This window comes from Pseudomonas sp. SDO5591_S426, from assembly GCF_054070755.1.
The window spans coordinates 59,310-72,363 of record NZ_JBSVXD010000007.1 but is presented as its reverse complement, the minus strand read 5'-3'; the positions used below and the strand labels follow the sequence as shown (position 1 = coordinate 72,363).

General features: G+C 55.5%; 12 protein-coding genes and 4 pseudogenes. 10 read left to right on the top strand and 6 right to left on the bottom strand.

Annotated elements, in window-relative coordinates:
* From ACW9JC_RS03285 to ACW9JC_RS03250, 8 genes and pseudogenes are all read left to right on the top strand, one after another.
* The coding region (locus ACW9JC_RS03285) for an RHS repeat-associated core domain-containing protein (RefSeq protein ID WP_457453548.1) at window positions 1-718 on the top strand (718 nt) is incomplete at its 5' end.
* Window positions 715-1,308 (top strand): SMI1/KNR4 family protein, encoded by a 594-nt coding sequence (locus tag ACW9JC_RS03280; protein WP_457453546.1) that lies wholly within the window; start codon window positions 715-717, stop codon window positions 1,306-1,308. The genes ACW9JC_RS03285 and ACW9JC_RS03280, both read left to right, overlap by 4 nt.
* A 31-nt stretch (window positions 1,309-1,339) precedes the next feature.
* Window positions 1,340-2,374, top strand: a pseudogene (locus ACW9JC_RS03275) (RHS repeat domain-containing protein); the annotation flags it as partial.
* Window positions 2,375-2,765: 391 nt separating this feature from the next.
* Entirely contained in the window at window positions 2,766-3,083 is a 318-nt protein-coding gene (locus ACW9JC_RS03270) for a DUF7716 domain-containing protein (protein ID WP_150715141.1), read from the top strand.
* 265 nt (window positions 3,084-3,348) lie between these two features.
* The gene (locus ACW9JC_RS03265; protein ID WP_457453544.1) at window positions 3,349-3,783 is read left to right on the top strand and encodes a hypothetical protein; all 435 of its coding nucleotides are present in this window, start codon (window positions 3,349-3,351) and stop codon (window positions 3,781-3,783) included.
* A 225-nt stretch (window positions 3,784-4,008) separates the two neighbouring features.
* Window positions 4,009-4,363 (top strand): annotated as a pseudogene (locus ACW9JC_RS03260) (hypothetical protein); the annotation flags it as partial.
* 123 nt (window positions 4,364-4,486) lie between these two features.
* Window positions 4,487-4,702, top strand: a complete 216-nt coding sequence (locus ACW9JC_RS03255) for a TOBE domain-containing protein (protein ID WP_457453543.1) — start codon at window positions 4,487-4,489, stop codon at window positions 4,700-4,702.
* 101 nt (window positions 4,703-4,803) lie between these two features.
* Complete coding sequence (locus tag ACW9JC_RS03250; protein ID WP_457453541.1) at window positions 4,804-5,823, top strand: ABC transporter substrate-binding protein; 1,020 nt, start codon at window positions 4,804-4,806, stop codon at window positions 5,821-5,823.
* A gap of 88 nt (window positions 5,824-5,911) precedes the next feature.
* Here the strand turns inward: ACW9JC_RS03250 and ACW9JC_RS03245 are convergent.
* The 3 genes and pseudogenes from ACW9JC_RS03245 to ACW9JC_RS03235 all read right to left on the bottom strand — a co-directional run.
* Window positions 5,912-6,193: pseudogene (locus ACW9JC_RS03245) on the bottom strand (hypothetical protein); the annotation flags it as partial.
* A gap of 227 nt (window positions 6,194-6,420) precedes the next feature.
* Window positions 6,421-7,053, bottom strand: coding sequence for a response regulator (locus ACW9JC_RS03240; RefSeq protein ID WP_457453539.1), 633 nt, complete (start codon window positions 7,051-7,053; stop codon window positions 6,421-6,423).
* A gap of 33 nt (window positions 7,054-7,086) precedes the next feature.
* On the bottom strand, window positions 7,087-8,454 hold the full coding sequence (locus ACW9JC_RS03235) for a cache domain-containing protein (RefSeq protein WP_457453537.1): 1,368 nt from the start codon (window positions 8,452-8,454) through the stop codon (window positions 7,087-7,089).
* Between the two features lie 299 nt (window positions 8,455-8,753).
* On the opposite strand from ACW9JC_RS03235, the gene ACW9JC_RS03230 reads away from it, so the two are divergent.
* Both ACW9JC_RS03230 and ACW9JC_RS03225 read left to right on the top strand, forming a co-directional pair.
* The gene (locus ACW9JC_RS03230; RefSeq protein ID WP_457453535.1) at window positions 8,754-10,811 is read left to right on the top strand and encodes a carbon starvation CstA family protein; all 2,058 of its coding nucleotides are present in this window, start codon (window positions 8,754-8,756) and stop codon (window positions 10,809-10,811) included.
* A gap of 2 nt (window positions 10,812-10,813) precedes the next feature.
* Window positions 10,814-11,011: a YbdD/YjiX family protein gene (locus ACW9JC_RS03225; RefSeq protein WP_034150399.1), complete on the top strand. Its 198-nt coding sequence runs from the start codon at window positions 10,814-10,816 to the stop codon at window positions 11,009-11,011.
* Window positions 11,012-11,078: 67 nt separating this feature from the next.
* Here the strand turns inward: ACW9JC_RS03225 and ACW9JC_RS03220 are convergent, their stop codons facing one another.
* The 3 genes and pseudogenes from ACW9JC_RS03220 to ACW9JC_RS03210 all read right to left on the bottom strand — a co-directional run.
* A complete protein-coding gene (locus tag ACW9JC_RS03220) occupies window positions 11,079-11,282 on the bottom strand; it encodes a hypothetical protein (RefSeq protein ID WP_457453533.1) in 204 nt (67 codons plus the stop codon).
* A gap of 119 nt (window positions 11,283-11,401) precedes the next feature.
* Window positions 11,402-12,010, bottom strand: coding sequence for a methyl-accepting chemotaxis protein (locus ACW9JC_RS03215; protein WP_457453553.1), 609 nt, complete (start codon window positions 12,008-12,010; stop codon window positions 11,402-11,404).
* 492 nt (window positions 12,011-12,502) lie between these two features.
* A pseudogene (locus ACW9JC_RS03210) lies at window positions 12,503-13,027 on the bottom strand (Tar ligand binding domain-containing protein); the annotation flags it as partial.
* Window positions 13,028-13,054 lie beyond the last annotated feature (27 nt).

Sequence of the window (13,054 nt, the reverse complement as noted above, 5' to 3'; positions counted from 1 at the left end):
GCAGCTTTACTACTTCCATACCGACCAGATTGGTACGCCGTTGGAGATGACGGACGCGGATGGGAGCATTGTCTGGCAGGCGACGTACAAGGCTTGGGGGGCGGTTGAGAAGCTGGCGGTCAATGAAGTCGAGCAGAACCTGCGGTTTCAGGGGCAGTATTTTGATGACGAGACGGGGCTGCACTACAACACGTTTCGGTATTACGATCCGGAGGTGGGGCGGTTTGTTACGCAGGATCCGATTGGGCTGATAGGCGGGGAGAACCTGTATCAGTACGCTCCTAATTCCATCGGATGGACCGATGCATGGGGGTGGAGTTGCAATCGTCCCGGCGGCTACAAAGCTGGTGATGTTGATGCTCACGGTAACCTGTCACCAGGCGTTAACAGAGCGTCGGGGCACAAGAATATTTCGGAAGATAAGCTAGTTCAGTCACACCATTTTATCCAAGACGAGTGGGCTAAAAGAAATATCACCGGATATAAGAGGAACGAGGCACCTGCTATTCTTCTAAAAAGCTCTTCGGGAGAGCCTCATGCGATTATCTCTTCGCTTCAGCGATCCAGGCGTCGACTTTCTGGGTTTGGCGGTACGATTAAGGAAGAGTTTGGCGTCGCTTACAAAGAACTAATTGACGCCGGAGTTGATCCTGGCGCCGCGAAAAAGGCTGCCAGTAGGTCATATAAATATTTTGATTCGTTAGGGGCATTTCAATGAGCCTAAAATTCACAGAAGTAAAACCACCCGCGTCGGCAGCCACGATACATGAGGTTGTCAACTCGTTGGGGGTCGATGAGAGTGTATGGATTGCCAGATTTTGGACTCTCTATAATGGAGCTTTACTTAATGATCAAGTATTGATTTATTCAACGGAGGAAATAGTTGAGCGCAATAGGACTTACGAAGTAGACAAGGATTTTCCAGGGCAGCTTTTGGTGGGCGACGACTCTGGTGGCAGGCTTGTTTTGATCGATAGGTCTGTGGAAGATAAATTTTATCTCATTGATTCCGGTGATCCATTCTTAGGTGATGCGGAAGTATTCTCGTCAGTTGAAGTGTTGGTAGCGCATATCCTTGGTGAGGCAAACATACTGGCGGACTCGGTAGGTATTGTTGCTGTAGGTAAAGCCAAAGCCACGCCGCAAGAAGTGCTGGCAATCAAGAAAGAGTTGGGGTTAAACGGCTCGGTGGCAAATCTGAAAGAAAAGCTCGAGAAGGAAAGTGAGATGATCTTAAGCGGGGTCAAAGCTGTTAAGTATGAGGGGGTGGTTGCTAGATATCGGCATCTAATTCGATTTGATAGCTAGTTGGTGCCCTTGTCAGCATTAGATCCAATGCACCCAGGGCACACTCACCAGCTGTTTCGGCTACGACGCCATGGGTCGCAAGAGTTGGCAGTTTGCTTCGCGCCTGCCGGCGGAAAAACTCTCGAAAATCCACAACCCCGGCATCCAGCCCGACCTGCTGGTCGAGCACGCCTACAACCCGATCCACCGCCGTCACCAGTACGACCCGGCCGGCGAGTTGACCCGCACCCTCGACAAACTGCGCGGCGAGATCAAATACGAATACGAAGCCAACGGCCAACTGCACAGCCGCGACACCGGCCAGTTGATCGACAGCGAAGAATTTCGCTACGACGCCGCGGCGAACCGGCTGAACTTCAACACCAGCCAGTTTGACCACGTCAAAGACAACCGCCTCAAGCGCTGGCGGGATCAGGAATATGCCTACGATGCGTGGGGCAACCTGATTGAAAAACGCAGCGGCATGGGCACGCTGCAGACGTTTTGTTATGACTGTGAAAATCGCTTGGTGCGGGCTGAGACGTTGGTTAATGGCAAGCTGGAAAGTACCGGTTTTTATCGGTACGACAGTTTGGGGCGGCGGGTTGGCAAGGTTTCAGAGGTCAAGGGTAAAACCGAGCAGAAGCACTTCTTGTGGCAAGGCCTGCGGATGCTGCGTGAGGAGCGTCCGGGGCAGAGCAGTTTGTACCTGTATGAGCCGGGGAGTTATGCGCCGTTGGCGCGGGTGGATCAGGCTGAGGGTGAAGAGCAGAAGGTTTATTACTTCCATACTGACCAGATTGGTACGCCTTTGGAGATGACTGACCGTGAAGGGCAGATTGTCTGGCAGGCGACGTACAAGGCGTGGGGGGCGGTTGAGAAGCTGGCGGTCAATGACGTCGAGCAGAGCCTGCGGTTTCAGGGGCAGTATTTTGACGATGAGACGGGGCTGCACTACAACACGTTTCGGTATTACGATCCGGAGGTGGGGCGGTTTGTTACGCAGGATCCGATTGGGTTGGATGGGGGAAGCAATCTCTATCGCTATGTGCTTAACCCAACAGGTTGGATCGATCCACTTGGATGGACTGGGTTCGATGCTAGTGGTAGACCTTTGTCTAGTAGTCAGTACAGCGTGTGGACGAGTGTAGAGATGCCACAAGATATACATGCCTCTGGGAGGCCTACACATTTTCGATATGCGAATGAAGAATTGTACAATAGGACGTTGAAATATCCTGAGTTAAACTCCGCTCTTCCACCTGAGGTTGTGGAGCATATTAAACCTGGGCCAAGAGGAGGGTTTAGTGACAGGAGTCCACCAAATCATTCTTGGCACCACAATGCTCAAACACCAAAGGATATTGAATTGATACCCAGGTCCCAACATCAGGCGCCTGGTCCTGTACAAAATAGCCTTCACCCTAATCAACAGGGTGGTTTTAAAAAATTGCAAAGTTCAGCATGTTGAGGTGAATGTGAAAACATATAGTATTAGGGAAGTATTGGAAGATATACGTGTAATGCCGGATTCATGGTTTTATCTACCAGATGCGCCATGGACGTTAGATACGAGGGGGGCATTTTCATTAGATAGCCGAGATTTTCCTCCCGAATCAACCGACTATTTGCCACCGCAAGTGGCGAGCGATGGCTGGAAAGAAACGTTGGATACTCCCATGATTGAGGATGTGATTTCAAATGCTAATCAACAGTTGATGGGGGGCGCGACGGTAGAGGATTATTTTGAAGCGTTTAAGTTTTACTATGAGAATGATGCATTCAAAGTTTTTTAGTGGATGTTGTTTGGCTGATTTTGGTATTTAAAAATTTAGCATTATTTCGAGATATTTTAGAGCGGTGCGGAAGGTAACGCCAAGCCGCTCAAGTGTAACGTCCTAGGCCAAGTGTTGATGCGCACCGATGGTAAAGATCAGGCGGTCTGCGAGTTGCGTACCGCCCGAGAGATTTCTCAGTGAGAATCGAGAGAGTTATTAGAAGGGGCGGATTAATAATCGAAACTCTGTGCTTTCTAGCAGTTTGTGAGTTGCGGGTGAACATATGATTTCTAAAAAAGCTGTAGATTATTTTAAGGAGCAAGGTTGGTGGTATGATGATGTCAGCGCTGATTATGAAATAGAACTAAAAAAAATAGGCGTTGATGCTTCAAGCGATTTCAGTCAGTTCTATCTTCATGTTGAGGATGGGCCGACTTTTATGAGTCGTGGCAAAGAGATATATCAAATTTGCTGGTTTTCAAAAAATACCAATTTTGATTTGGCGCTGAAGCGAACTCATGAAACGCTTGGGATTTCTATTGAGTATCTTCCACTGGATAGTTTTGAGGGTGAGAGTGGTTTTTTTTATAATAAGCTAACCGGTGAAGTTGTCGAACTTTCTCTTGGCGGTTCATTGGCTGAGTTTAAACAGGGGAGGCTCAAGCCCCAGTGGGCAGATTTTAACGACTTCTTGGAGAGTTTTTTTGAGTTAAGTTGAAGGGGGGTGTATTTGTCAGCTTTCCGTGATTTATTCGATTCTAAGGTTGTGGGTAGTTTGGATCCGTTTGGAAAAGACTATTAGAATCACATTCATCGAGCTCTTTAATAGTAAGGTATCCGGTGGCTGAAATGTCCTTTCAGCCACCATGTTTTTGTCGCTCGCCAGCGATATCGTTTTTCTATTTGAGCCGCGCTCGCAGCGATCCAGCTAGAGTTCGCCTAAGACCTTCCGGGGCTTCTGATCAAAGAGATCAATCCCCAAGTCGCACTTGGTCTACGAATACGATCCACTGAGCAACCTCACCACGCTGACGTTGCCCACCGGCCAACACCTTAATCACCTGTACTACGGCAGCGGCCATCTGCACCAACTCAACCTCGACGGCCAGCTCATCAGCGACATCGAGCGTGACGGCCTGCACCGTGAAGTCCTGCGTACCCAGGGCACGCTTACCAGCTGCTTCGGCTACGACGCCCTCGGCCGCAAGAGTTGGCAGTTTGCTCCGCGCCTGCCAGCGGAAAAGCTCTCGCTCCTGCACAACCCCGGCATCCAGCCGGATTCGGTGCCAAGTAATGCGCTTATATTCCCTAACGCTATAAATAGGTAATTATTTATTCCTTTTGTTGTGATCAATGGAGGTGCACTTTGAGCGCCTGCCCATCCATGCGGAAGGGCTCGACATCAGACAGGAAGCCTCATCATGACTATCAAAGCGATCAACGTCCGTAATCAGTTCAAGGGCGTCATCAAGGAAATTCTCGAAGGCGAAGTGGTCACCGAAATCGACGTGCAAACGGCGTCGGGCATTGTCACTTCGGTGATTACCACCCGTTCGGTGCGTGACCTGGAATTGAAGGTCGGGAGCGAAGTCATTGCCTTCGTCAAATCCACCGAAGTCTCGATAGCCAAACTCTGAGTCCGGTCTCAACGCTTTTCTGTAGCAGCCGAACGCAGGCTTCGCCAGCTGCTACGGATCGCGTGAGGACTTTTGTTCGTTAATTTATTGATGAGGTTTTCATGGTGGGTCGTTTCAAGAACTCAGGGTTGACGCTGTTGGCGGCATCCGTTGCAGCGGTGGGTGTATTGCTCAGCCCGGGTGCACAGGCGGAAGGCAAGATCAGCATCGCCCAGCAATTTGGCATCGGTTACCTGATTCTGGATGTGGTGCGCGATCAGCAGCTCATCGAGAAACATGGCAAGGAGCAGGGCCTGGACATCAAGGTCGACTGGAACAGCATTTCCGGCGCCACGGCGATGAACGAGGCGCTGTTGGCCGGTGCACTGGACGTGGTGTCGGCGGGCGTGCCGCCGATGCTGACGATTTGGGATCGGACCAAGGGCAAACAGAACGTCAAGGCGATCGCGTCGCTCGGCTCGATGCCCAACTACTTGCTGACCAATAACCCGAATGTGAAGAGCCTCAAGGACTTCACCGAAAAGGACCGCATCGCGGTGCCGGCGGCGGGCGTCGGGTTCCAGTCGCGTACGTTGCAGATCGAAACGGCCAAACAGTTTGGCGATGAGCATTTCAAGAAGTTCGACGACATCTCGATCAGCCTTGCGCACCCGGACGCGACGGCGGCGCTGATCGCCGGTGGCTCGGAAATCAGCTCGCACTTTTCCAGTCCGCCGTTCCAGTATCAGGAATTGCAGAGTCCCAACGTGCACAAAGTGTTGAGTTCCTACGACGTATTGGGCGGTCAGGCCACGTTTAACGTGCTCTACACCACTGAAAAATTCCACGACGAAAACCCGAAAACCTACAAGGCGTTCTACGACGCGTTGGCCGAGGCTGAGAAAATCATCAAGGCCGACACGTCTGCGGCGGCCGCGACCTACATTCGGGTCGAGCAATCGAAGTTGCCGCTGCCGCTGGTTGAGAAAATCGTCAACGATCCTGAAATCGACTTCACGATTACTCCGCAGCGCACAGCTGTCTACGCCGAAAAACTGCAGGCGCTGGGCGTGCTGAAAAACAAGGCGGATAGCTGGAAGGACTACTTTTTTGAAGAAGCACACGGTGGTGCGGGGAGCTGAGTTGCCATCATCCGGCTGAAGAAGCATGAAAAAACCCGGCTGATCAGGCCGGGTTTTTTGTGGGTGTTGCGATGAAACAAGTGGGTCAAGCGACCGAGTTGCCTTGCAGGCGATCCGAGCCATCGGCGGCGACGGAGTTGCCTTGCAGGCGATCCGAACCATCAGCAGCGACGCGGTTTTCGATCAGGCGATCAGAACCGCCTTCAGCTACACGATTCTGGATCAGACGATCCGAACCACCTTCAGCCACACGGCTTTCAATCAGTCGATCCGAGCCGCCTTCAGCGACGACAGGTTGAGCAGAAGTTGCGGCGAAAGCGTTAACTGCGAAGATCGAGAAAGCGATGCTGAGGATGGTTTGGCGTTTCATGATCGTGTGCTCCGGGGTGTTATTGGTTGGTATGGAGCTGATGTTACGCCGTGGATTTTTTAAGAGAACTTCATTGAGTTAATGGTGACTATTGACGCAGTCAATGGTTGCGCACCGCTAACTGTAGGAGCAGAGCTTGCTCGCGATGAGGCCGGTACACTCAGAATGTAAGTCGACTGATACGGCGCCATCGCGAGCAAGCTCTGCTCCTACAGGTTCATTGGTCGCTAGCGAGAAATAAGCCCGTGATCCAGGGCGTATTTGACCAGCGCCGCAGGCTTGTCGATGTTGAGCTTGCGCCGAATGCTCAAGCGATGGGTTTCCACCGTGCGCACGCTGATGTCCAGTTCCCGCGCCATTTCCTTGTTGTTCAACCCTTGCGCCATCTTCACTAACACTTGGCTTTCCCGAGGCGTCAGCTCGTTGTCGGTGTTCTTGTCGGCGATCAGTCGCTGGGCGATTTCGGCGCTGTAGAACGTCCCGCCGCGGGTGATGGCTTCAATGGCCGCGATGATTTCCCGTGACGGCGCATTTTTCAGCACATAGCCACTAGCACCGGAACGCACCGATTCACTGACGTACTCGTAATTGTCGTACATGCTCAACACCAACACTTTGAGCGACGGGTACTGGCTGCGCAGCACGCGGGTCAGCTCCAGGCCGTTCATGTCCCGCAGGCTGATGTCGACCAGCAACAGGTCCGGTTGGCAACGTCCGACCATCTCGATCGCCTCGGCGCCGCTTTCAGCTTCACCCACCACTTCCAGAGGGGCCATGACAGCCAGCAACGCCTTGATGCCGTCGCGGACCAGGGAGTGATCGTCAACCAACGCGACGCGGATCGGGGAGGGCAGGTTCATTCAGCTTTCACTCTTGTTGTTTTCGGGGCGATGTCAGCGTTTGCCGCCGGGCAGTTTCATCGGCAACAGAACATCCAGCTCACTGCGTCCGGGCGCCGAAATTAGGTCGAACCGACCACCAAAGTGTTCGACCCGCTCACGGATATTACGCAGGCCAATGCCGGCGTGACGACGTTCGACCTGGGCGACATTGAACCCCACACCGTCATCAACCACCGTCAGCCGTACGGATTGTTCACAGCCGCGCAGGGTAATGGAAACGTTTTTTGCCCCGGCGTGGCGTTCGATATTGGTCAGGCCTTCCTGCACGATGCGGAACAACGAAACAGCGGCACCATCAACCAGTTGGCAGTCAAATTCATTGTCGTTATAGGTCACCGTAAGACCGCTGCGCTGCTCGAACTCCGCCGCCAGTTGGCCGATGGCTGCCGACAGGCCGAGGGTGTCGAGCAACGATGAGCGCAGGTCGTGGGACAGGCTGCGAACCTCGCCAATCGCTTCACCCAGACGCTCGGTGGCGTCTCTTAACGTGTTCAAACCCTTGTCGTGTGCCTGTCCGCTCTCCAGTAGATGGCTGGCCAGCTCGAACTGAAACTTGATCGAGACCAGCACCTGGCTGATCCCGTCGTGCAACTCGCGGGAGACTCGCGATCGTTCTTCCTCCTGCAGACTGACGATGCGTTGAGTCAGGCGCTGCAGTTTTTTGTCCGCCAGACGATGCTCGCTGACGTTCAGCGTCATGCCGGTGGCAAACACGAACAACACCGCAACGAGGGCGACCACGGCAATCGCCATCATGGTCTTGCGAATGCCTTGGGCCACTTCGGCGCGGGCCTGCTGGGTGGCGCGCTCGACGTCTTCGAGGTAGATGCCAGTGCCGAGCATCCAGCCCCAACGATCGAGCATCACTACGTAAGCGAGCTTGTCGGTGACCTGACCGGAGGAGGGTTTGTTCCAGGCGTAGCGTTGAAAGCCTTCGCCCGATTGCGCGCTTTTGAGCAACGCCTGGATCACCGGCAGACCGTGCGGGTCTTTCATGTCCCACAGATATTTGCCCACCAGCTCCGACTGCCGCGCGTGCATCAGGCTACGGCCTTCGTGGTCGTAGACGAAGAAGTACCCGTTGATGCCAAAGCTGAGCTTGCGCAATTCTTCCAGCACTTGTTGCTGGGCGTGGGCGTCGCCGTGGCCATCGTCGTACAGCGGTTCGATCAGGCTTTTCGCCATTTCCACGTAGTTTTTCAACTCCGCGCGTTTGCTCATCAGGATGCTGTCTTCGATCAGCTGCGCCTGTTGATCGCCCAGTTGGCGGTTCAGCGAAATGACCAGTGCGCAAATGACGGCAATGGCCAGCACCAGCGGCAGAATGCCGAGGGCGACGATCTTGTGTTTGAGCTGCATGTTGACTCCTGCCCGCGCGAAGGCTCGGCATCATATGCCAAAGATACGCCTTGTAGGAGCGAGCTTGCTCGCGATGGTATTTCAGGCGCTGAGTGGTGTCGGCTTTACGTTTTTCGCGAGCAAGCTCGCCCCTACAAGAAGGGAATGGGGTCATCTACGTAGAACTACGTAGACACCACGTACGTAGTAACGCGGATTTATTTGTGGACGGCATGCGCGGATATTGGGCCAGCTCCGCACAGCGGACACAATTATAAAAATTACCGCCGCAGTCACGAGCTGTCGGCAGGAGACCCTCTATGCCCCGTCTGGCTAAACACCTCGCCTGGTTTGCCGTGGCTGTCCTGGGAGCGATTGCGCTAAGTGTCGTGGCCCTGCGCCGCGGCGAAGCGATCAACGCCCTGTGGATCGTAGTCGCAGCCGTCGCTATCTACCTCGTCGCATACCGTTATTACAGCCTGTTCATCGCCAATAAAGTGATGCAACTCGACCCCAATCGAGCCACCCCGGCTGTGCTCAACAACGATGGTCTGGACTATGTGCCGACCAACAAACACGTACTCTTCGGTCACCACTTCGCGGCCATCGCCGGCGCGGGGCCGCTGGTCGGTCCGGTATTGGCGGCGCAGATGGGCTACTTGCCCGGCGTGCTCTGGCTGATCGCGGGTGTGGTGCTGGCCGGTGCCGTTCAGGACTTCATGGTCCTGTTCATGTCCACCCGCCGCAACGGTCGCTCGCTGGGCGACATGGTTCGTGAAGAAATGGGCCGCATCCCCGGCACCATCGCGCTGTTCGGCTGCTTCCTGATCATGATCATCATCCTCGCGGTGCTGGCGTTGATCGTCGTGAAAGCGTTGGCCGAGAGCCCGTGGGGCATCTTCACCGTGATGGCGACCATCCCGATCGCGATGTTCATGGGCATCTACATGCGCTACATCCGCCCGGGCCGCATCGGTGAGATCTCCATCATCGGCGTGCTGTTGCTGCTCGGTTCGATCTGGCTCGGTGGGCAGATTGCCGCTGACCCGGTCTGGGCCAAGGCCTTTACCTTCACCGGTATTCAGATCACCTGGATGCTGATCGGTTACGGTTTCGTCGCGGCAGTGTTGCCGGTGTGGCTGATCCTGGCCCCGCGTGACTACCTGTCGACCTTCCTGAAAATCGGCACCATCGTCGCCCTGGCCATCGGCATCCTGGTGACCATGCCCGAGCTGAGAATGCCGGCGCTGACCCAATTCGTCGACGGCACCGGTCCGGTGTGGAAGGGCGGTCTGTTCCCGTTCCTGTTCATCACCATCGCCTGTGGCGCGGTATCGGGTTTCCATGCGCTGATCGCTTCCGGCACCACGCCGAAATTGCTGGCCAGCGAGGGTCACGCCCGCTACATCGGTTACGGCGGCATGCTGATGGAATCGTTCGTAGCGATCATGGCCATGGTTGCGGCTTCGGTGATCGATCCGGGCGTGTACTTCGCCATGAACAGCCCGGCCGCCGTCGTCGGTGCCGACGCTGTTGCCGTCGCGCAAACCGTCAGCAGCTGGGGTTTTGCAATCACCCCGGAAGCGCTGCATGCGGTCGCCCATGATATCGGTGAAACCACCATCCTGGCCCGTGCCGGCGGTGCGCCGACCCTGGCGGTCGGTATCGCGCAGATCCTCCACCACGTCCTGCCGGGTGAAAACACCATGGCGTTCTGGTACCACTTCGCGATCCTGTTCGAAGCGCTGTTCATCCTCACCGCTGTAGACGCCGGTACCCGTGCCGGACGTTTCATGCTGCAAGACCTGCTCGGCTCCTTCGTGCCAGCGCTGAAACGCACCGAATCGTGGACCGCCAACCTGGTGGCAACCGCCGGTTGCGTGGCGATGTGGGGTTACCTGCTGTACCAAGGCGTGATCGATCCGCTGGGCGGCATCAACACGTTGTGGCCGCTGTTCGGCATCTCCAACCAGATGCTGGCCGGTATCGCGCTGATGCTCGGCACCGTTGTGCTGATCAAAATGAAGCGCCAGCGCTACGTCTGGGTGACTTTGCTTCCAGCCGTGTGGCTGCTGATCTGCACCACCACCGCAGGCTTCATCAAGCTGTTCGACGCCAACCCGGCGATCGGTTTCCTGGCTCTGGCCAAGAAGTACAGCGATGCCCTGGCCAACGGCCAATTCCTGGCCCCGGCCAAGAGCATCGACCAGATGCAGCACGTGATCTTCAACGCCTACACCAACGCAACGCTGACTGCTTTGTTCCTGTTCGTGGTGTTCAGCATCCTGTTCTTTGCGCTCAAGGTCGGCATCGCCGCCTGGGGCACCAAGGAGCGCACGGATAAAGAAGCGCCATACCAAGCGCTGCCGGAAGCCTGATCATGTTCAATGACTTGAGTCGTCTCGGCAAATACCTCGGTCAGGCCGCGCGCCTGATGGTGGGCATGCCCGACTACGACAACTACGTCGAGCACATGCAAACCAAACACCCGGACAAGCCGTTGATGGACTACGAGGCGTTCTTTCGGGAACGCCAGGAAGCCCGGTACGGCAGCAAGGCTGGACCGAAGTGTTGTTGAGTGAATAAAAAAACCGGCTGAAAGGCCGGTTTTTTTATGGATGAAAATCAGCTGTTAAACCCGGCATTCATGCCACGCGGCGATCCGCCTCCGAGTTACGGCTCACACCCTTGCCGGCATCGCCGGGTTCTGCCCGCAGAGGCTGTCGATCCGGAGCCTGAATCTCCAGCGCCGCAAGCGCGACCTTGGCGTTATGAACAATACGACACAGGACGACTACGATGGCGATCGACAGCAGCGGCCAATAGATCAGCAGGGTTTTCAGGGCCATGATTTTTCCTCGAACTGCATGCATTCCTCGCGAACGTCGGCGTCTTCGCGGCATTCAATAATGAATGCCGTCAATTCATCGTAGCGCTTGTTCATGACAATGTTGTTGTCGGCCGTCAGTTACAGGCTGAACCGCTGCAAAATAACCCCCAGTCCGTCGGACATGGCTTTGAGTTCCTGGGTTGTGCGCACGATCCCGCCTTGGGCCGTTGCGTTTTCTTCGACGCTTTGCGCGACTTTTTCGACGTTGCTGGCGACCTGGTCGCTGGCGGCGCGTTGTTCTTGCAACGACAACGAAATGAAGCTGACCGCCGCAATCGATTCGTCCAGTGCGCCTTTGATCCGGTTCATGGATTGCCCGGCGCTTTCGACCAGTTTCTGGCCGTGGGTCACACGCTCGCAGCCGGCGGCCATGCTGTCCTTGGCCTTGACCATGCCGTTCTGGATCGCTGCTACCAACGCCACGATCTCGGTGGTGGACTGGGCCGTGCGAGCAGCCAGGCTGCGGACTTCATCGGCAACCACGGCGAAGCCGCGACCTTGTTCACCGGCGCGTGCCGCTTCGATGGCGGCATTGAGGGCCAGCAGGTTGGTCTGCTCGGCAATGCCGCGAATCACACCGACAATCAGGCTGATGTCATTCGACTGGATCGCCAGTTGATCGATGTCGGAAGAGCTTTGCGCGACCAGATCGGCAATCTGCCCCATTTCCTCAATGGACGCCTGCATGACGGCCATGCCTTCACCGGTGATGTCGCCCGCGGTCTGCGCGGTGGTTTGCGCCTGTCGGGCGTTGTCGGCGATGTGGTTGATGCTCACGGAAAGCTCTTCGACCGTGGCCGCCATGGATGAGGCGGTTTCGCTTTGCAGCGCGGCACTGCTCAAGCCCTGTTCCGAAGACGCGGACAATTGCAGCGTGGCGCCTTCGATCTGTTCCGAGGCCTGGCTGATCTTGCCGATCATGTCGCTGAGACTGTGGCGCATCGCCTGGACCGAGTGCAGAACGCCGGTTGACGGTCCTTGCCGGCCATCGTGCGCGCGAGCGAGTTTGCCCTGGGCGATGTTCGAACTGATGGCGGCCAATTCGGCGGGTTCAGCGCCGAGTTGTCGGGTGAGCAACCGGGAGAAGAACAATGAATAGGCGGCGCCCGCAATCGTCGCCAATGCCAGGATCAGCAGGCACAGTTGCAGATTGGAGCGGTAAGCGATCTGGTTCTGTTCGAACTGGTTCTTGGCTTCCACCAGTTGAACCTCGATCAACTCGGAAAACTTGTCTGACAGCGGGTCAATCAGCGGATACAACTGGTCGATGGCGAATCGTGCCAGACCCGCTTCGTCGTTCTGGCGCAACATGCCCTGCAGACTTTGCAGTGGCCCGCGGGTGGCGTCCATCAGTGGATCGATTTGCGCGATCAGCCGCGTTTCAGCGGTAATCAGCCGCGTCGATTTATAGGCTTTCCACGTCTGGTCGATTTCTTTTTGGGCCTGCTCGATCCGGCTCAATGATTCGGCTTTGGTGAAGTTGCCATTGCGCGCCTTGTGGGTGGCATCGACGATGTTTACCGCATACAGGTCGGCGATTTTTTTCAGGTCCCGCAGCGGCACGACTCGATCCATATACACGGTTTCCAGACTGTGCACGGCGGATTGCATACCCAAGAGTCCAAGGCCACCGACGCACAACAGTCCCAGCAGTAAAGCACTGGTCAGCAGCAGAAGGTGAGTCCTGATTTTCCAGCTTTCCATAGTCCGGTTTTCCTGAGTCAACATAGT